The sequence below is a fragment of the Xanthomonas sp. Leaf148 genome (assembly GCF_001423585.1).
GTDB lineage: Bacteria > Pseudomonadota > Gammaproteobacteria > Xanthomonadales > Xanthomonadaceae > Xanthomonas.
The window spans coordinates 722,497-741,833 of record NZ_LMOP01000001.1 but is presented as its reverse complement, the minus strand read 5'-3'; the positions used below and the strand labels follow the sequence as shown (position 1 = coordinate 741,833).

Annotated in this window: 14 protein-coding genes and 2 other RNA genes; 13 read left to right on the top strand and 3 right to left on the bottom strand. The window is 65.2% G+C overall.

The genetic code is table 11. From position 1 onward, the window contains the following. Nucleotides 1–252 precede the first annotated feature (252 nt). The 3 genes from ASF90_RS03060 to ASF90_RS21265 all read left to right on the top strand — a co-directional run bounded on the left by ASF90_RS03060 (nt 253) and on the right by ASF90_RS21265 (nt 3,127). Nucleotides 253–1,578: a histidine-type phosphatase gene (locus ASF90_RS03060; protein ID WP_055845674.1), complete on the top strand. Its 1,326-nt coding sequence runs from the start codon at nt 253–255 to the stop codon at nt 1,576–1,578. Nucleotides 1,579–1,686: 108 nt separating this feature from the next. Continuing rightward, nucleotides 1,687–2,991, top strand: a complete 1,305-nt coding sequence (locus ASF90_RS03055) for a jacalin-like lectin (RefSeq protein WP_055845671.1) — start codon at nt 1,687–1,689, stop codon at nt 2,989–2,991. 59 nt (nt 2,992–3,050) lie between these two features. Next, a non-coding RNA gene (locus ASF90_RS21265) (sX9 sRNA) lies at nt 3,051–3,127 on the top strand. A gap of 220 nt (nt 3,128–3,347) precedes the next feature. Here ASF90_RS21265 and ASF90_RS03050 read toward each other — a convergent pair. Further along, the gene (locus ASF90_RS03050; RefSeq protein WP_055846280.1) at nt 3,348–3,773 is read right to left on the bottom strand and encodes a type II toxin-antitoxin system death-on-curing family toxin; all 426 of its coding nucleotides are present in this window, start codon (nt 3,771–3,773) and stop codon (nt 3,348–3,350) included. A gap of 8 nt (nt 3,774–3,781) precedes the next feature. Next, entirely contained in the window at nt 3,782–4,003 is a 222-nt protein-coding gene (locus ASF90_RS03045; protein WP_055845667.1) for an AbrB/MazE/SpoVT family DNA-binding domain-containing protein, read from the bottom strand. 158 nt (nt 4,004–4,161) lie between these two features. Here ASF90_RS03045 and lexA point away from each other — a divergent pair, with 158 nt between their 5' ends. The 5 genes from lexA to ASF90_RS03020 all read left to right on the top strand — a co-directional run bounded on the left by lexA (nt 4,162) and on the right by ASF90_RS03020 (nt 11,435). Then, nucleotides 4,162–4,767 (top strand): transcriptional repressor LexA, encoded by a 606-nt coding sequence (gene lexA, locus ASF90_RS03040; protein ID WP_055845664.1) that lies wholly within the window; start codon nt 4,162–4,164, stop codon nt 4,765–4,767. Between the two features lies 1 nt (nt 4,768). After that, a complete protein-coding gene (gene imuA / locus ASF90_RS03035; RefSeq protein ID WP_055845661.1) occupies nt 4,769–5,419 on the top strand; it encodes a translesion DNA synthesis-associated protein ImuA in 651 nt (216 codons plus the stop codon). Nucleotides 5,420–5,428: 9 nt separating this feature from the next. Further along, a complete protein-coding gene (locus tag ASF90_RS03030) occupies nt 5,429–6,847 on the top strand; it encodes a DNA polymerase Y family protein (RefSeq protein WP_055845658.1) in 1,419 nt (472 codons plus the stop codon). Nucleotides 6,848–7,017: 170 nt separating this feature from the next. Then, nucleotides 7,018–10,269 carry an error-prone DNA polymerase gene (locus ASF90_RS03025; protein ID WP_055845655.1) on the top strand — a complete coding sequence of 1,084 codons (3,252 nt, stop codon included), beginning with the start codon at nt 7,018–7,020 and terminating at the stop codon, nt 10,267–10,269. A 347-nt stretch (nt 10,270–10,616) separates the two neighbouring features. After that, nucleotides 10,617–11,435 (top strand): HDOD domain-containing protein, encoded by an 819-nt coding sequence (locus tag ASF90_RS03020; protein ID WP_055846276.1) that lies wholly within the window; start codon nt 10,617–10,619, stop codon nt 11,433–11,435. Nucleotides 11,436–11,459: 24 nt separating this feature from the next. Here ASF90_RS03020 and ASF90_RS03015 read toward each other — a convergent pair whose 3' ends face one another. Beyond that, nucleotides 11,460–11,960, bottom strand: coding sequence for a DUF3757 domain-containing protein (locus ASF90_RS03015; RefSeq protein ID WP_055846273.1), 501 nt, complete (start codon nt 11,958–11,960; stop codon nt 11,460–11,462). Nucleotides 11,961–12,051: 91 nt separating this feature from the next. Between ASF90_RS03015 and ASF90_RS21260 the strand changes: the two genes are divergently transcribed. The 5 genes from ASF90_RS21260 to ASF90_RS02995 all read left to right on the top strand — a co-directional run bounded on the left by ASF90_RS21260 (nt 12,052) and on the right by ASF90_RS02995 (nt 19,224). Further along, a non-coding RNA gene (locus tag ASF90_RS21260) (sX9 sRNA) lies at nt 12,052–12,127 on the top strand. Nucleotides 12,128–12,425: 298 nt separating this feature from the next. Next, nucleotides 12,426–14,396, top strand: coding sequence for an oligopeptide transporter, OPT family (locus tag ASF90_RS03010; RefSeq protein ID WP_055845653.1), 1,971 nt, complete (start codon nt 12,426–12,428; stop codon nt 14,394–14,396). Nucleotides 14,397–14,991: 595 nt separating this feature from the next. Next, the gene (locus ASF90_RS03005) at nt 14,992–15,774 is read left to right on the top strand and encodes a transporter (protein ID WP_236699193.1); all 783 of its coding nucleotides are present in this window, start codon (nt 14,992–14,994) and stop codon (nt 15,772–15,774) included. A 480-nt stretch (nt 15,775–16,254) separates the two neighbouring features. After that, entirely contained in the window at nt 16,255–18,375 is a 2,121-nt protein-coding gene (locus tag ASF90_RS03000; RefSeq protein WP_055845648.1) for a S9 family peptidase, read from the top strand. Nucleotides 18,376–18,738: 363 nt separating this feature from the next. After that, nucleotides 18,739–19,224: a hypothetical protein gene (locus ASF90_RS02995; RefSeq protein ID WP_055845646.1), complete on the top strand. Its 486-nt coding sequence runs from the start codon at nt 18,739–18,741 to the stop codon at nt 19,222–19,224. Nucleotides 19,225–19,337: the final 113 nt, after the last annotated feature.

Here is a 19,337-nt window from a genome sequence, read left to right as displayed (position 1 = left end):
GCTGGAATAAATTGGGCGAGGACGCTTCGCTCGATCTGGCACGGGTGCAGCGCGACATGCTGCAGCCGCCGTCTGGTGGCGCAGCCGTTCCGATCGCCGATCCAGCGTTGCCGGCAACGACTGAGGCCACAACCGGGTGTCTTCCAGCAAGGCGTCCTCTGCACCTGCAACGGCGCCCGCTGTGGCGTTGTTGCCACTGCACGCCGCGCCCTATCGCGTCATACGGGGCGCGCCACGATCGAGATCGAATGCATGTCATCACTGCCGCGTCTGTGTTTCGGATTCTTTGCTGCTGTCGTTGCTGCGCTGGTTCCACTGGGAATCGTGCACGCCGCTGCAGTGCCGGACACGCTTGAAAAAGTCGTCATCCTCAAACGCCATGGCGTGCGTGCGGCGATGTCCAGCCCGGAAGCATTGGGCCGGTATTCCGCACATCCCTGGCCACGCTTCGGCGTGCCGGCCGGTCACCTGACCGAGAACGGCGCACGTCTGGAAGCATTGTTCGGTAGCTACTATCGCGCGCATTACGCACCGCTCGGCCTGTTCGATGGCGATGGCTGCGACAGCGTGTATTACTGGGCAAATCGCACCCAGCGCACCATCGCCTCGGCACAGGCGCTGGCACGTACGCTCACGCCGGGGTGCACGAACACGGTGCACCACGTTGCCGATGGTGCGTCCGACCCGTTGTTCGATGGCGCGCCGGCGGTGCGCCAGCCCGCTGCCGCCGACCTGATGCGCGCTGCCATCGCCGGCCGCGTCGGTGGCGATGTCGCGGGCTGGAATGCGGCCCAGCACGATGCGATCGACACCTTGCAACAACTGCTATTGCAGTGCGCGCAACGGCCGTGCCCGGCGCAGGCCGGTGCCGGCAAGCGACGCCTGGATGCAGTGCCCGCACGCATGGGCGATGCACATGACGGCATTGCCGGAGTCGAAGGCCCGGCACCGGCCGCATCGGGTATCAGCGAGAGTCTGTTGATGGGCTGGGCCGACGGCCAGGACTTTGCCGCACTGGGTTGGCAAGGCCTGGACGAAGCCAGCCTGCTGCGCGCATTTGCACCGCATCAGTCCGAGTTCGCGTTGCGCCTGCGTGCGCCGACGGTAGCGCGTATGGCCAGTTCGCCATTGGCGGCGCGGCTACTGGCAACCCTGCAGCAAGGCAGCGAAACCAAGCGCAGCGCACACACCAATACCGCGCATGCCACGCCGATTGGTGGGGATGCACGGCTGGTGGTGCTGTCCGGTCACGACGGCACGCTGACCTTGCTGTCCGGCATGTTGGATCTGCATTGGCAGCTGCCGGGGTATCAGCCCGACCAGACCGTGCCCGGTGGTGCGTTGGTGTTTGAGCGTTGGCGGCGTGCCGACGGGCAACGCGTGATCCGCGTGCGCTACACCGCGCAGACCCTGGCGCAACTGCGCGAACGCCGCGCGCTCACAGCGCAGGCGCCACCGCCGTCTTCGCCGGTCTTCATTCCCGGCTGCAGCAATGCCACGCCGGAGTACGACTGCCCGCTACCGACCTTGGCGACATTGATCGACGCGGCGATCGACCCGCAGTACCTGAGCGAATGACGCTGCGCGCACCGGCCGATGGCCGTCGCACGTGGTCGCATCGGCGTCGTTGACGCCGCTTTTCTGGCCGCCGTGCCAGCCGTTTTTCCTTTCTGCAAGAGGTGATCCATGCTCCAGCATTTAGGCACACTCGTCAGTCTCGGAATCGCTCTAAGCCTTGCCTGCGCCAGCACTGCCCAGGCACAAACAACCGTCGGCGTGCTCGACGTGCTGACCTACAACGTCGCCGGTCTGCCCGAAGGGCTGTCCAGCGGAACGCCGGCCACCAACACCGCATTGCTGGCACCAAAACTGGCGCCTTACGGCCTGGTCCATGTGCAGGAAGACTTCAACTACCATGCCGCGCTGTACGCCGGCGATGCGCATCCGTATCGCACCGCCACCAGTGGTGGCGCCGCGTTGGGCGACGGGCTCAATACGCTCAGTAACTATCCCTTCAGCGACTTCACGCGGGTCAAGTGGAAGCAGTGCAACGGCACCGACTGCCTGACCCCGAAAGGTTTCAGCTATATGCGCGTCCGCCTGGCCGATGGCGTGTTGCTGGACGTCTACAACGCGCACCCCAATGCCGGTGTCGAAGCGGGCGATCTGTCCGCACGTCGCGCCAATATCGGCCAGCTCTCGCAGTTCATCCAGACCTGGTCGGCCGGTAACGCGGTGTTGGTGATGATGGATTCCAATACGCGCTACACCCGCAGCGACGACAATATCCGCGAGCTGATCGCCTCCAACGGGCTCACCGATGCGTGGGTGGAATTGATCAAGGGCAGCGCACCGGCGGCCGGCGCCACGCCGTTGCTCTGCGGCACGCCGCCCACCAATAGCTGCGAGGTGGTCGACAAGATGTTGTACCGCGATGCACCGCAACTGACCCTGGTGGCCAATCGCTATCAGCTCGATGCTGGCGGCTTCTACGACAGCGCCGGCAAGCCCTTGTCCGATCATTACCCGGTGTATACGCAGTTCGGTTGGGCGGTAGGCGATCAACTGCGTACCAGCGATCAGTTCGGTGGCCCGCACGGCATTCCGTTCAACGACCTGGCCGGCAATCCCGGCGCTCGCCGACTCAGTGGCGTGACCTTGCGCGGCGGTGAGCGCCTGGATGGCGTGGGTGTGATCCTGGACAGCGGCAAACTGCTGGCGCATGGCGGCAGTGGCGGGCAGGCAACGACCTTGTCGCTGGGTGCCAACGAAACGCTGTCTTCGGCCACCTTCAGCGTGGGCAAGTACAACGACAGCACCCGCGTGTTTTCGCTGAGCCTGCGCACCAACACCGGCCGCAGCGTACAGGTGGGTACCCCGAGCAACGAGCGCTATACGCTGACCGCTCCCAACGGCTGGCACATCGCCGGTTTCACCGGCCGTGCCGGCGACGAGATCGATCAGTTGGGTGTGGTGTATGCGAAAGATTGAGTAGCCAACAGAACGACTGTGCTCACCGCCAGGCGGGCCTGGCCGGTGCTTGGTGCGGCATGTACCACGCGTACACGCCGCTTCTGAGCGCGCTGTCCACGCCCACCTGGCGACTGCTCGCTACGTTTTTTGAGCCGCTCTTCGGCGCGTTGTCAGGCAGACATCACGCAGCTGCAACTTAGCGATGCACGGCCATGGAGGGCCACGATGCTCAAGCTGCCAAGCGATGCCGCAGGCGATGGGTCGCGGCGTCGCTGTTGTTGTGTAGAGAGATACAGTTGTGCATGCAAGACGTCGCAGCTGTAGGGAAGGTCAGTACACCCATCGCATGCGACCCGCATGGCGCCGACAACGCATCAACCGTACTGACCCTGCGGCTCATGCACCTGCGTGTCCGCGCGCAAGCGCACACGTGGGCGCAACCAGTGGGCAAATTCGGCCTCGCTCCACGCACCATCTGCTAATCCCATCATGGCGACATACTTCTCTTCCTGCGACGCCATGAGCTCGGCACCATTGAGCATCAGGAACACGCGATAGCAGACATGGGCAGTGCGCTTGTTGCCATCGACGAACGGGTGATTGCGCGCCAGCCCATAGGCCAGGCTTGCGGTCAACTCCACCAGGTCCGGTGGCGGATCGCCGTAGGAAAATAGCTGTTGCGGACGTGCTAGTGCCGAATCCAGTAATGCCTCGTCGCGCACGCCAGCAGCGCCTCCGTGTTCGCTCAATTGACGCTCATGGATGGCCGAGGCAAGTCCGCGCGTGATCCACACGACCATGCGCGTGTTCATTTGGCCAGCTTGTTGAGCACCTGACGATCCTCGCGCATCACTTGCTCGGCCACTTCCATTTGCGCGGCCAGGGTGGGGTCGAAGGCGGTCAGCTTGATGCCGTCGGGCGTTTCCAGCGCATACAGCTCGTCGCCTTTGCCCAGGCGCAAACGCGCAAGCAGATCCTTGGGCAGGATGACGCCGGCGGAGTTGCCGATGGCAGTGATCTTGAGCTTCATGGCAGTCCTTTCGCGTTATTACGTAAGTTATAACTCCTTGATCGTACGCTCGCAAGCAGCCGTGCTGAGCGGCTCAGCAACCTGCACCAGCCAATCTCGCCTGCTGCGACCGATAAGTGTACAAATGTACACCTTGTCCCGCGCAGTCCTTGTTCTCCATGACGCTCTTGTCCCCCAAACGTGCTGCGGTGCTGGCCTTCCTGCAGCAGCAGGCCCAGGCCGGCGTGTCGCCCAGCCTGGCCGAGATCGCGCAGGCGTTCGGCTTTGCCTCGCGCAATGCCGCGCAAAAGCATGTGCAGGCACTGGCCGAGGCCGGGTTGATCGAATTGCTGCCCAACCAGAAGCGCGGCATCCGCGTGCCAGGCGGGGCCGGGCGCGATGCCTTGCTGGCCTTGCCGGTGCTGGGTCGGGTGGCGGCCGGTGTGCCGATCGGGGCGGATATCGGGCTGGAGCGGCAGCTGTGGCTGGACCGCACGCTGTTTTCGCTGCGTCCGGATTACCTGCTGAAAGTGCAGGGCGACTCGATGATCGACGACGGCATCCTGGATGGCGACCTGGTCGGCGTGCATCGCAGTAACGACGCGCGCGATGGGCAGATCGTGGTGGCGCGGGTGGATGGCGAAATCACCATCAAACGCCTGGAGCGCGGCGCCGAGCGCATCCGGCTGCTGCCGCGCAACCGCGCGCATGCGCCGATCGTGGTGGCGGCCGACGCCGACTTCGCGATCGAAGGACTGTACTGCGGCCTGATCCGGCAGGGTTGAGATGAGCGAGCCCGTGCAGCTGCGACACCACGGCAATGCCGCGCTGGCCATGCCGCTGGATGCCTTGCTGGCCGCGCGCACGGTATGGCGTGCGGGCCACGGCACCGCCACGGCCAATGGCGGCGAATCCACCGGGCATGTCGCCCTGGATGCATTGCTGCCCGATGGCGGCTGGCCGCGGCGGGCGCTCACCGAGTTGCTGTTGCCCGCACATGGCATCGGCGAGATCGCCTTGTTGTTGCCCACGCTGGCGCGGATGACCGGCGCCAGCAGCCGGGTGGTGCTGGTGGCGCCGCCCTTCATCCCGTACGCGCCGGCCTGGCAGGCGGGCGGGGTGGTGCTGGAGCATCTGGAAGTGGTGCAGGCCGAGCCGCGCGACGCCTTGTGGGCATTTGAACAATGCCTGCGCAGCGGCGCCTGCGCGGCGGTGTTGGGCTGGCCGCAGACCGGCGATGCGCGCGCCTTGCGGCGGCTGCAGGTCGCGGCCGACAGCGGCAATTGCTGCGCGTTTGCGTTGCGCGATCGTCGCCACGCGGTCAATGCATCGCCGGCGGCCTTGCGGCTGGAATTTCTGCCTGAGCGCGATGCCTGGCAGGTGCGCAAGTGCCGCGGCGGCCAAGTGCCTTCGCAGCCGTTGCGGCTGGCGCATTGAGCCGCGCGCATGTTGTGGGCCTGCATCTTATTGCCGCAGCTGGCACTGGACGCCGTTCTACGGCGGCTTGAAGAGCCGCAGGCGCCGCTGGTGCTGGTGCAGGGGCCGGCGCAGCTGCGCAGCTTGCATTCGGTCAATGCCGCCGCTGCCGCTGCGGGATTGAAACCGGGCATGCGCCTGTCTGCGGCGCACGCCTTGATGGCGCAGGTGCGCACGATCGATTACGACGCGCAGAACGAAGCGCGCACGCAACGCTTTCTTGCGGCCTGGGCGTACCGGCACAGTTCGTTGGTGAGCCAGCAATGGTCGCGCGCCATCGTGCTGGAGGCGGGCGCGAGTTTTCGCTTGTTCGGCCCGTGGCCACGTTTCGAGCGCCGCCTGCGCGACGAGTTGCAGGCATTGGGATTCCAGCACCGGCTTGCGCTGGCACCCACGCCACGCGCGGCGCGCGTGCTGGCCGGGTTGCGCGATGGCATGGTGGTGACCCAATTGCCGGACTTGCACAGCACCCTCGACAAGGTGCCGGTGCGCCGTGCCGCCTTGCCCGGCGATGCTGGCGAGCGCCTGCAGCATATGGGCGTGCGCACGCTCGCCGCAGTACGTGCCTTGCCGCGCGACGGGCTGCAGCGGCGTTTCGGTGCCAGCCTGCTCGATCATCTGGACCGGCTCTACGGCAACGCCGATGACACGCTGGAGTACTACGCGCCTCCGGACCACTTCGACCAGCGCGTGGAGCTGGGCTACGAGGTGGAAACCCATCTGGCGTTGCTGTTTCCGCTGCGCAGATTGATCGGCGATCTGTGCACCTATCTGTCCATTCGTGATGGCGGCGTGCAACGTTTTTTGCTGCGTCTGGAACACGAACAAGGTGCCACCGATGTCGAGATCGGTCTGCTGACACCGGAGCGTGCGCCCACGCTGTTGTTCGAGCTGGCCCGCAACCGGCTAGAGCGGGTGGAGATTCCGCGGCCGGTGGTGGCGATGCGGCTGTTGGCGCGCCAGTTGCCGCCGTTCGTGCCGGCGATGCGCGACTTGTTCGACCAGCGTGCGCAGCAGTCGGTGGACTGGCCGCAACTGCGCGAACGGCTGCGTGCGCGCCTGGGCGATGAGGCGGTGTACCGCGTGCTGCCGGCCGACGACCCGCGCCCGGAACGCGCCTGGCGCCGCGCCATCGGCGATGCGGTGCGCGAAACCGCCGCGCCGCCACGTCCGCCGCGGCCCACCTGGTTGCTGCCGCAGCCGGTGCCTCTGCACGATCCGCACCTGCGCATCGTCTCCGGCCCCGAGCGGCTGGAAAGCGGCTGGTGGGACGACGACGAGGCGCGTCGCGATTACTACGTGGTGGAGACCGCACGCGGCCGACGCGGCTGGGTCTTTGCCGCGCCTGGCCATGTCCAAGGCTGGATGTTGCATGGGTGGTTTGCGTGATCCGGCGCATGCCACTGCCAGAGCGCAGCGTGGGGTGCCTGGGGGGGTCATCGCAGCGCTACCGCAAGCGTCCGAGACAGCATGACGCGAAGGCGCTGTTGCAACCCAACGATCTGCCGCGCATTGCAAAGACGCTGCGCTGGCAGCGCGATGCTTGAAGGGATGCGCGCATGAGCTGGGATGACGCTGTCGATGGCGTGGACCGCGACACGCCGGGCGGGCGCATGCCGCGCGCCTGGAATGTCGCAGCACGGCTGCGCGCGGCCAACGACGACATTACCCATACGCATCTCGCCGATGGCCTGCCTGCCTATGCCGAGCTGCATTGTCTGTCGGACTTTTCGTTTTTACGTGGCGCCTCCAGTGCCGAACAGTTGTTCGTGCGCGCGCAACACTGCGGGTACAGCGCACTGGCCATCACCGACGAATGTTCGCTGGCCGGCATCGTGCGTGGCCTGGAAGCGGCGCGCGCCACCGGCGTGCGGCTGATCGTCGGCAGTGAATTCACCCTCGTCGATGGCACCCGCTTTGTGCTGTTGGTGGAGCATGCGCAGGGCTATCCGCAGTTGTGCAGCTTGATTACCACCGCACGACGCGCGGCGGGCAAGGGCGACTATCGTTTGGGGCGTGCGGAGGTGCAGGCGCAGTTCCACGATGTTGTGCCCGGTGTCTTTGCGCTGTGGTTGCCTGGCGTGCAGCCGCAGGCAGAGCAGGGCGCCTGGTTGCAACAGGTGTTCGGCGCGCGCGCGTTTCTGGCAGTGGAACTGCATCGCGAGCAGGACGACGCGGCGCGTCTGCTTGCCTTGCAACAGTTGGCGCAGCAACTGGGCATGACCGCGTTGGCCAGCGGCGATGTGCACATGGCGCAGCGCCGCGAGCGCATCGTGCAGGACACCTTGACCGCCATCCGCCACACCACACCGCTGGCCGAGTGCGGCGCGCATCTGTTCCGCAATGGCGAGCGCCACCTGCGCACGCGGCGCGCCTTGGGCAACATCTATCCGGATGCGTTGTTGCAAGCCACGGTGGAGTTGGCCGCACGCTGCACCTTCGATATTTCCACCATCAACTACGCTTATCCGCGCGAACTGGTGCCCGAAGGCCATACGCCCGCCAGTTATCTGCGCCAGCTTACCGAAGCCGGCATGCGTGAGCGGTGGCCGGAGGGAGTGTCGGCCAAGGTGCGCGAAGACATCGAAAAAGAACTGGCGCTGATCGCCAAGAAAAACTACGAGGCGTTTTTTCTTACCGTGCAGGATGTAGTGCGGTTTGCACGGTCAAAGCACATTCTTTGCCAGGGGCGTGGCTCCTCGGCCAATTCGGCGGTGTGCTATGCGCTGGGGATCACCGCAGTCAATCCCGACGAAACCCGTCTGCTGATGGCGCGCTTCCTCTCAGAAAAACGCGACGAGCCACCGGACATCGACGTGGACTTCGAGCACGAGCGCCGCGAAGAAGTGCTGCAATACGTCTACAGCAAATACGGCCGCGAGCGCGCCGCGCTTGCCGCCACGGTGATCTGCTACCGCGGCAAGAGCGCGGTGCGCGATGTGGCCAAGGCGTTCGGCCTGCCACCGGACCAGATTGCGTTGCTGGCCAATTGCTACGGATGGGGCAATGGGGAAACGCCGATGGAGCAGCGTGTTGAAGAAGCCGGGTTCGATCTTGCCAACCCGCTGATCAACAAGATTCTTGCGGTCACCGAGCACCTGCGCGATCACCCGCGTCATCTGTCGCAGCATGTCGGCGGCTTCGTGATTTCCGATGAGCCTTTATCGATGCTGGTGCCGGTGGAAAACGCCGCAATGGCCGACCGCACCATCATCCAGTGGGACAAGGACGATCTGGAAACCATGAAGCTGCTCAAGGTCGATTGCCTGGCGCTGGGCATGCTGACCTGCATCCGCAAGACGCTGGACCTGGTGCGCAGGCAGCGTGGGCGCGATTACAGCATCGCCACGCTACCGGGCGAGGATGCGCCCACCTACAAGATGATCCAGCGCGCCGATACCGTGGGCGTGTTCCAGATCGAATCGCGCGCGCAGATGGCGATGTTGCCGCGGCTCAAGCCTGCGGTGTTCTACGACCTGGTGATCGAAGTGGCGATCGTGCGGCCCGGGCCGATTCAGGGCGATATGGTGCATCCGTATCTGCGCCGGCGACAGGGCCGCGAAGAGGTCAACTATCCCTCGCCGGAGGTGGAAGACATCCTCAAGCCGACCCTCGGCGTGCCGCTGTTCCAGGAGCAGGTGATGGAGCTGCTGATGCATGCGGCCGATTACACCGAAAGCGAAGCCGATAATCTGCGCAGATCGATGGCCGCCTGGCGACGCGGTGGCGACATGGAACAGCATCGCGCGCGGGTGCGCGAGCGCATGCAGGGCAAAGGCTATGCCTCGACCTTCATCGACCAGATCTTCGAACAGATCAAAGGCTTCGGCTCCTACGGGTTTCCGCAAAGTCATGCCGCCTCGTTCGCCAAGCTTGTCTATGCCAGCTGTTGGCTCAAACGCCACGAACCGGCGGCATTTGCCTGCGGGCTGCTCAATGCGCAGCCGATGGGGTTTTATTCGGCCAGCCAGATCGTGCAGGACGCACGCCGCGGCAGCCCCGAGCGCGCGCGCGTGGAGGTCTTGCCGGTGGATGTGCTGCACAGCGACTGGGACAACACCTTGGTGGGCGGCCGGGCCTGGTGCAGCGATGCCGACCCCGGCGAACAACCGGCGATCCGGCTGGGCATGCGCCAGGTCAGTGGCGTGTCGGAAACGGTGGCCACCCGCATCGTGGCCGCACGCACGCAACGCGCCTTCACCGACATCGGCGACCTGTGCCTGCGCGCGGCACTCGACGAAAAGGCGCGCCTGGCCTTGGCCGAAGCCGGTGCCTTGCAAAGCCTGGTCGGCAATCGCAATGCCGCGCGCTGGGCGATGGCTGGCGTGGAAGCGCGCCGGCCCTTGCTGCCCGGCAGTCCGGAAGAACGCGCGGTGGAGTTTGAGGCGCCACGGATGGGCGAAGAGATCCTGGCCGACTACCGCTCGGTCGGCCTGAGCCTGCGCCTGCATCCGATGGCGCTGCTGCGCACGCAGATGCAGCAACGGCGCATCCTGGGACTGCGCGACCTGCAGGGCCGTCGCCACGGCAGCGGCGTGCATGTGGCTGGGCTGGTCACCCAGCGGCAGCGCCCGGCCACTGCCAAGGGCACCATCTTCGTCACCCTCGAAGACGAGCACGGCATGATCAACGTCATCGTCTGGTCGCATCTGGCGCTGCGCCGACGCCGTGCATTGCTCGAATCGCGCCTGCTCGCCGTGCGTGGCCGCTGGGAGCGCGTGGACGACGTGGAGCATCTGATTGCCGGCGACGTGTACGACCTCAGCGATCTGCTCGGCGAGATGCAGCTGCCATCGCGCGACTTTCATTAGCGGCGCCGAAGCAAGCACGCAGCGACAATGCAACGATGCGTCATGTCCATGCGCCTGATGCGGCTGCGCGCAGTACAACCGTGCAGCGCCGCGCGCCTGTCACCCCCACTGATCCACAGCCAAACCGCATCCCGACTGGCATCTGCGCAATCGCCTGCGCATCACTGTCGAGTTCGCTGGCGGCCATGATCATCGCCCGGCGGCGTGCGGGATGTCGCCTCAAGCGCAAAAATCCACACGCATGCATAAATAAGCCCGGCCTCGGTCACCGACAGCCAACCGGTCTGTGCTACACCATGCAGGTCTGCGCAACCGCGCTGGCTTATCCGTTCACCCACGAGGCGATCATGAAGTTGGAGGCGTTGTTCGACCAGTTGCACACCTTGCCCACCGTGCCCAAGGTGGCGCAGGACCTGATCCGTCAATTCGACGATCCGCAAACCGATATCGATGCACTAGCGCACACCATCGAGCGCGATCCGGTGATCGCTGCCAAGGTGTTGCGCCTGGCCAATTCGGCGCGATTCCACGGCTTGCGCGATTCCACCAGCGTGGAAGACGCCGCGATGCGCCTGGGCTTCAACACGCTGCGCACCCTGGTGCTGGCCTCGGCGATGACCGGTGCCTTCCGCGCTGGCCCGGGCTTCGATCTCAAGGCCTTCTGGCGGCACAGTTTCGAGGTGGCCGGCATCTGCCGCCTGCTGGCGCGCCAGCACGGCCTGGACCCGGAAACCGCCTTCACCTGCGGGATGATGCACAACATCGGCGAACTGCTGATCCAGTCCGGCGCACCGGATTACGCCAGTCGCATCAATCACGACACCTCATCGGCCGGCCATGCCGCCGAAGAAACCCTGCAACTGGGCTTCGGCTACCCGGAAGTGGGCGCCGAGCTGGTGCGTCGCTGGCAATTGCCGGTGGTGATCCAGGAAGCCATCGCCTACCAGGTTCGCCCGGCCGCCGCGCCCGAAGGCGCACGGATGCCGTTGCTGGTGGCCCAGGCGGTGCAGGTTTCCGACGCGCTCCACGCGCACGGCGGTGCCACCCCGCAGGCATTGGACGCGCTGCGCGCACCACTGATGGACGGCGTCGACCTGGAAGGCTTGTTCGCCACCTTGCCGGACGTCATCGAGGCCGATCGCGCATTCGCCGAACTGCTGCACTGACGCTAGACAGTGCGTGCCGCTGCGTCATTCCTCCAGACGCAGCGGTTCGAACGCGCAGTCCTCTGCACTCCGAGTGCATGTGTAGAACTGGACCGTTCCTGCTACCGGCGGCTGATCGAGTTGCCAGTGCGTAGGGTGTCTGGGGGTGACGAACAGGTTGCGTTGCATCTGTGGCGTGCGACTGTCGAAATACGCCAGGTCCACTTCCTTGCCGCCGCGCATGGAGTAAGTGCAGTTGACCAGCACGCCCATGCTGGACGCTGTCTCGGGTGACTCGCCGTAATAGAGCACCGAGGCCAGGTGCCGCGGCTTGCCATTGTTGGCTTGTAGTGTGCTGGACCAGGCCCCGCTTCCTGACGCCACCCCGAGTCGTACGTTGGCGCGATAGCGGCCCGCCTCGTAACGCACCTCTGCTGGGTCAGGGCATTGCGCGCCGTGCTCGGCGGGTGGTGTGGCGAATGTGGCGGCTGACGATAACGACAGCAGCATGCCGGCCATCAGGGCGGCGGTCAGTGGATGTTGCATGGTCTGCACCTCTGGTTACATGGCGGTCTTAGAGCAGCTAACAAAACGACTGTGCGGCTGCCAGGCGGGCGTGGTGGGTGCTCGGTGCGGCATGGTCCCCTCGTACACGCCGGTTCCTCCGCGCCGTCCACACCCACCTGACGCCTGCTCGCTAGGTGTTGTTAGCCGCTCTTGTGTGTGTATGGCGCTTGCCCATGGGCTTTACTCAGTACAGACAAAAAGACTGAACACGGGAACGCGTTCCCCGCAGTGCGCGGCGATGTGACAAGGATGCGTGGTCGTCGCGGTCTTGGTGAGGTTTAAAGCGCATTGATGCTTACGTAAACGCACCGATGGAGCCGCACCGCGGTCAAACCGTCGCACCACAGGCCATGGCAGCCGCACTGTCACGCCGCGCCGCAGCTGGACTCGCATCGGCGCAGGCGCTAGCGTGGTACGGATTTTTTGCCTACAGGGGAATGCCCAATGAGCCAAGACGCGCAACCGCGCCAGCTCACCTTTCGCGCCATCGTGCTGGCCATCGTGCTGGCGGTGGTGCTTTCGGCCGCCAACGCCTACCTCGGCCTGTTTGCCGGTTTGACCATCGCCACGGCCATCCCGGCAGCGGTGGTGTCGATGGGCGTGCTGCGCTTGTTGGGGGGCGGCACCATTCTGGAGAACAACATCGTCCAGACCGGCGCCTCGGCCGGTTCGTCGATCGCCGCCGGGGTGATCTTCACCATCCCCGCGCTGGTGATCATGGGCTACTGGCCGGACTTCAAGTACTGGTGGGTGCTGGGCATCGCCGGCATGGGCGGGCTGCTCGGGGTGCTGTTCTCGGTGCCGCTGCGGCGCTCGATGATCGTCGAAGACCCGCTGCCGTTCCCCGAAGGCAAGGCCGCCGCCGAAGTGCTCAAGGCCGGCGAAAACCCCGGCCCGGGCCTGAAAATCCTGGCCGCCTCCGGTGCCATCGGCGCGCTGGTCAAACTCGCTGCCGCCAGCGGCTTGCGGGTGATCCCGGACACCTGGGCGCAGGCCACCTACCTGGGCAGCAGCCGCCTGGTGGGGTATCTGGGCACCAACCTGTCGCCGGCATTGCTGGGCGTGGGCTACATCGTCGGCTTGAACGTCGGCATCGTGGTGTTGTCCGGTTCCATCCTGTCCTGGCACATCGCCATCCCGCTGTATCAGCAGTTCTTCATGGGCTCGGACCCGGCCCTGGCGCAGAGCCTGGTCGGTGCGCCGGCGGCCGATGCGGCCTTCGGCATCTGGGGCGCGAAGATCCGCTACCTCGGCGTCGGTGCGATGCTGATCGGCGGCGTGTGGACCTTGTTCTCGCTGCGCAAATCGCTGTTTTCCGGCGTCAAGAGCGGCTTTGCCGCCGCGCGCAAGAGCGGGGGCGGCGTGGTCGCCGAAACCGAGCGCGATCTGCCGATGAAGTGGATGCTGGTGGCGCTGGTGCTGTGCACCTTGCCGCTGCTTGGCCTGTATCAGGCCATCGTGCAGCAGTGGCATGTGTCGATCCCGATGACCATCATCATGATCGTGGCCGGCTTTCTGTTCGTGTCGGTGTCCGGGTATCTGGCTGGCTTGATCGGCTCGTCCAACAACCCGGTATCGGGCATCACCATCTCCACCATCCTGTTCGCCTCGGCGGTGCTGGTGCTGTTGCTGGGTAAGGACGGGCTGGTGCCGGTGGGCATCGGTGCCGCACCGCTGGGCGCGGTGGCGGCGATCATGATCGGTGCGGTGGTGTGCTGCGCGGCGGCGGTGGGTGGCGACAATCTGCAGGATCTCAAGGCCGGTTATCTGGTCGGCGCCACGCCGTGGAAGCAGCAGCTGATGCTTGGCATCGGTGCGTTCTCGTGTGCGTTGATCATGGCGCCGGTGCTGAACTTGCTGGCGCAGGCGTATGGCATCGGCCCGGCCACCCCGCAGCATCCCAACTCGCTGGGCGCGCCGCAGGCCACCTTGATGGCCTCGGTGGCCAAGGGCCTGTTCGGCGGCCAGTTGCCGTGGACCATGATCGCCATCGGAGCGGTGGTGGGCGCGGCGATCATCGCATTGGACGAATGGTTAAAGGCCACCGGCAAGCGCTTCCGCGTGCCGGTGCTGGCCGCGGCGATCGGTATCTACCTGCCGCTGGAGCTGATGGTGCCGATCTTCATTGGTGGCCTGATCGCGCATCTGGTCGAGCGCTTCCACAACATCCGCGCCGATGACGAAGACGGCCGCGACCGGGTGCATCGTCCGGGCGTGCTGTTTGCCGCCGGCCTGATCACCGGCGAAGCGCTGATGGGTATCGCCATCGCGGTGCCGATCGTGCTGTCCAGCCGCGCCGATGTGCTGGCATTGCCAGCTGCCTTGCAACTCAATCAGTGGGTTGGCCTGGCCATCCTCGCCGTGGTCGGCTGGCTGCTGTATCGCGTCGGCAAGCGCGGCGAACAGGCGGCCTGAGCCTGGCGACAGACACGGCGCATGCGATGCATGCGCCGTTCTGGCAGGCGCGCAAGGCGACCTGCCCGCAGCGCATGCCGCTGCCATCTGCACCATCCACACGCATCGCCGCTGCAGACCCCGTCGACCGTCCGTGACGGCACTTCCTTGTCTGCCCGTCTTTGCGCCGGCTTTATGCCAGGTCCAGCGCTCATGCATAGCGCCTTTATGCCGCCGCTCCGTATCGTGCCGTCTCCCGCACGGATGATGCGTTACGGCTGCCGCATGCCTCGATCGACCCTGCTGATCTCCGCGCCCTAGGCCATCGCGCCGCCGCTGCTGCCGACAAAAACGTTAGCCCAATCACACTGCGCCGCTTCCACGGTGCGGTTGCGGTCGCTTTTTGTCTGGCGAGCTCGACAGTTCGATAGGATCGAGCAGACGCCGATGTTTCAGCGTCATGCAGTCGATCCACCTCTCCACGCGCATTCCCCCTCCCTCACTGCTGGCCTGTCGTGTCATCGGTCCAGCGCTCTGCCATGGAGTTACTGCAATGCTGACTGTTATTCCCCGTTTCCCATCCCGTGTACGGCGTATCCCCCTGCTGACCATCGCCATGGCCGGCGTGCTGTGCGGCCTGGCGACGCAAGCGCAGGCACAAGACGCCACCGAACCGGCGCTGTGCACCGATCGGCCGACCAAGGCCAATTCCACCTGTACCGTGCCGACCGGCGCCTGGCAGCTGGAAACCGACATCGGTAGCTATACCCGCGACAGCCAGCCCGGCACACGCATCGAAACCTCGGTGTTCACCAATCCCACGCTCAAATACGGCGTCAGCGACCGCATCGATCTGCAGCTCAACTGGGCGCCGCAGCTGCAGGTCAAAACCACCGATCGCGCTACTGGCGCACGCAGCAGCCTGAGCGGCGGTGGCGACATCTATCTGCGCATGAAGGCGCGTTTCTACGAAAGCGACACCGCCACCGTCGCGGTGCTGCCGTTCGTCAAGGCGCCGACTGCCCGCACCGGTCTGGGCAACGACGAGTGGGAAGGTGGCGTCGCGTTGCCGATCAATTTCGTATTGCCCAATAGTTTCTCGCTGACCTTCGGCCCGGAGGTGGATTGGCTGGCCGACAGCGATGGCAGCGGCAAGCATGTCGCCATCGTCAATGCGATCAACCTGGCACGTCCGCTGACGCCGAAGTTGTCGATGGCAGTGGAAGTGTGGTCTTCGATCAATCGCGACCCGGCCGAGACCATCGAACAGTATTCGGCCGATATCGCGGCTGCGTATCTGATCAATCCGCTATTGCAACTGGACGTGGGCGCCAACTTTGGGCTCAACGACCGTACCCCGGACGCGCAGGTGTATGTGGGCATGGCGCACCGCTTCTAAGTTGTGTGGTGAGCCAAGGGCAGGGTGTGCTGTCGTACATGCACGCCCCGCCTTGCAGAGAGTGGTCAAGGTTGTGAGGCGCCAGGTCGACTGGCGCCTCGCAACGCCCGTCCGCGACACACCAAGCGTGGCGGATACGTGAGCAACGCTGAGCTGCTGTCGCCGCATGGGAAGCTCGCCTCGGCGTAGCGACGACCAGTAGGCACACTGTCGCAATCATCTGTCCAAGGCAGCGCGCATTCCTCAAGCGGACCTGGGCGGTGTGATCCGCCTTGTTGGCCGCATGAGCCATGCCGCCACACGCGCCGGCCATCCGCGTTTGACAGTACGTGCCTCAGGTTCTGGTCGCCGTATTGCGACGCGCAATTCCATCCACGAGGCGACGCCCACGCAACCGCGCAGGCAGGCGCAAGCGCAAGCCTTTGCGCGTGCGCTGCAGCAACGCCTACCATCGACGTTTTGCCGTTGCAGGAACTCTCGATGAAGCTGCGTCACGCCGTGCTGCCCCTGTGTCTATTGGCCGCCTTGCCAACCCTTGCCGCCGCGCGCGGTTTCGATGTGCGCGATATGGTCGCGCTGGATCGAGTGTCCTCGCCCACGCTCAGCCCCGATGGCGGCGTGGTGATCTTCGCCAAGCGCCAGGCCAAGACCGCCAATGGCAAGCCGGCCACCGGCCTGTGGATGCGCAACCTGCGCACCCGTGATTTGTCGCCGCCCAAGCGGCTCACCCCGGAAGGCTGGAACGTCAACAGCCCGGCGCTGTCGCCCGATGGCAAAACGGTGTACTTCCTCAGCAGCAAATCCGGTATCCAGCAGCTGTACGCGCAGCCGCTGGCCGGCGGCACTCCGCAGCAGCTCACCGCGTTCGCGGTGGACCTGGACAGCTACAAGCTCTCGCCAGACGGCAAGCGCATCGCCTTCAGTGCGGGCGTGTTTCAGGACTGCGGTTCTGACCTGGACTGCACCAAGAAAAAGCTCGCCAGCGTGAAGAATGCCAAGGCCAGCGGCGTGGTGTACGACCAGCTGTTCGTGCGCCATTGGGACACCTGGAACGATGGCCGTCGCAACACCTTGTTCGTCTCCGAGCTGCCCGCAACCGGCGCCAAACCGGTAGTCGGCGCCTCGGCGATCAGTGCCACGTTGGCCGGCGATGCGCCGTCCAAGCCGTTCGGTGGCAACGACGATTACACCTGGTCGCCCGATGGTGCCAGCGTGGTCGCCAGCGTGCGTATCCCGCAACCGCATGGCCCAGAGGCCGGTAAGAACGCCAAGGCCGCCACCAAGCCGACCGGCAACGACGAGCCGTGGCAGACCAACTTCGACCTGTATCGCCTGGATGCGGCCGGCAAATCCGCGCCGGTCAATCTGACCGCCGCCAACCCGGCCTGGGATGCCGGCCCGGTGTTCAGTGCCGATGGCAAGACGCTGTACTACCGCGCGATGAAACGCCCCGGCTTCGAGGCCGACCGCTTCGGCCTGATGGCGATGGACGTGGCCAGCGGCAAGACGCGCGAGATCGCGCCGAAGTGGGATCGCTCCGCCGGCGAAATCGTGCTGGGCGATAACGGCAGTAGCATCTACACCAGTGCCGACGACCTGGGCGAGCACCCGCTGTTCAAGATCGACATCGCCAGTGGCGACGCGACCAAGCTGGTGGGCGAGGGCAGCGTGCATGCACCGACGCTGGCTGGCAGCACGCTGGCGTTTACCCGCAACTCGCTCAAGAGCGGCGATCAGATCTTCGTCAGCGATGTGCAGGGCCAGAACCTGCGTGCCATCACCCAGACCGCTGGCGAGCAATTGCCCGACGTGCAGTTTGGCGATTACGAGCAGTTCCAGTTCAAGGGCTGGAACAACGACACCGTGCACGGCTATGTGGTCAAGCCGTACAACTATCAGGAAGGCAAGACCTACCCGGTGGCGTTCCTGATCCACGGCGGCCCGCAGGGCAGCTTCGGCAATGGCTGGAGCAACCGCTGGAACCCACAGACCTACGCCGGCCAGGGCTATGCGGTGGTGATGATCGACTTCCACGGCTCCACCGGTTACGGCCAGGAATTTACCGATGCGATCAGCCAGCATTGGGGCGACCGACCGCTGGAAGATCTGCAAAAAGGCTGGGCTGCCGCGCAGAAGCAGTACGGCTTCCTCAACGGCGACAAGGCCTGTGCGCTAGGTGCCAGCTATGGCGGCTACATGGTCTATTGGATGGCAGGCAACTGGAATCAGCCGTGGAAATGCCTGGTCGATCACGACGGCGTATTCGACAACCGCACCATGGGCTACGCCACCGAAGAGTTGTGGTTTTCCGAGTGGGAAAACGGCGGCACGCCATGGCAGAACCCGGCCGGCTACGAGAAGTTCAATCCGGTGCTGCACGTGGACAAGTGGAAGGTGCCGATGCTGGTAATCCATGGCCAGCAGGACTTCCGCATCCCGGTCGAACAAGGCCTGGCTGCCTTCACCGCGCTACAGCGCAAGGGTATCGATTCCAAGTTCCTGTACTTCCCGGACGAGAACCACTGGGTGCTCAAGCCGGACAACAGCATCCTGTGGCACGACACCGTCAACGGCTGGTTGAAGCAGCATATCGGGCAGTAATGCATTAGAAAAAACGGCACGCCGCCTTGCAGCGGCGTGCCGTTTTTTTTGTGTGGCGTTCTTCGGTCGGCAGCAGGCGCGTGCTGAGGGCGATCGAAGATTCGGCAATTGCACATCGCGCGGAGACGCATGGTATTGCGCAAGACAACTGGAAATGCGCGTTGTTGTCGCGCTCGCTCAAGTAACGCGGTGTGCCGCCGATAAGCACGTAGTCGAGTGCGCTTGCGGTGTACCGTTGGATAACCGGCGATGAAATGGCGGCTGATCGGGCGCCGGCATCATCGCCCGGGCGTCATGTCGACGTGTCAAAATAGCGCTTCTTTAACTTTCCCAATCCCTGCCAGGATCGCAAGGATCTTTCGCATGCGCACGTTCGTCCGCCCGGCCTTGCTTGGGCTTGCCCTCATTTTCAGCCCTGCCTGGAGCGCCGCGCCGCGGCCCACGGCGGCTGTGCCTGCACGTGCGCCGGTGGCCACTGCGCCTGTGACTGCCAGCACGACAGACCCCGCCAATAGCGAGCTGCTGGTGCCGTTGCCGGCGACCCTCAAGCCTGGCATGAGCTATCGCGCGTTTTCGCAGGCGATCGCCGAGCAGGGCTGGCAGCCGGTCGACCCGCTGGCAGCGGACAGCTGCATGGCCGCAGGCGATTGCGAAATCGAATTCGTGGCGCCCACAGCCGGTGCGCGTCTGCGCGTACAGGTGGGGTCGCAATCGGGTGCGGCAGTGGTGCAGACCTGGGCAGCGCGGCGCACGCCGGCCGATCGCATGGGCGCCACCAGTGCTTCCATCGACGCTCCCAAGGACGGCCGGGCGGCAGTCACCGCCACCGTGGCCGAACAGCCGCGCTGAGCGCCTGCAAACCGAGCGACAGGCGCGGCGTATCATGACGTTGCGCAGCGGTGGTGTGTGCAGACGCTGATGCGTCACTGCACCGCTGCGCCTCTCCTGGCCCCGAGTCCCTC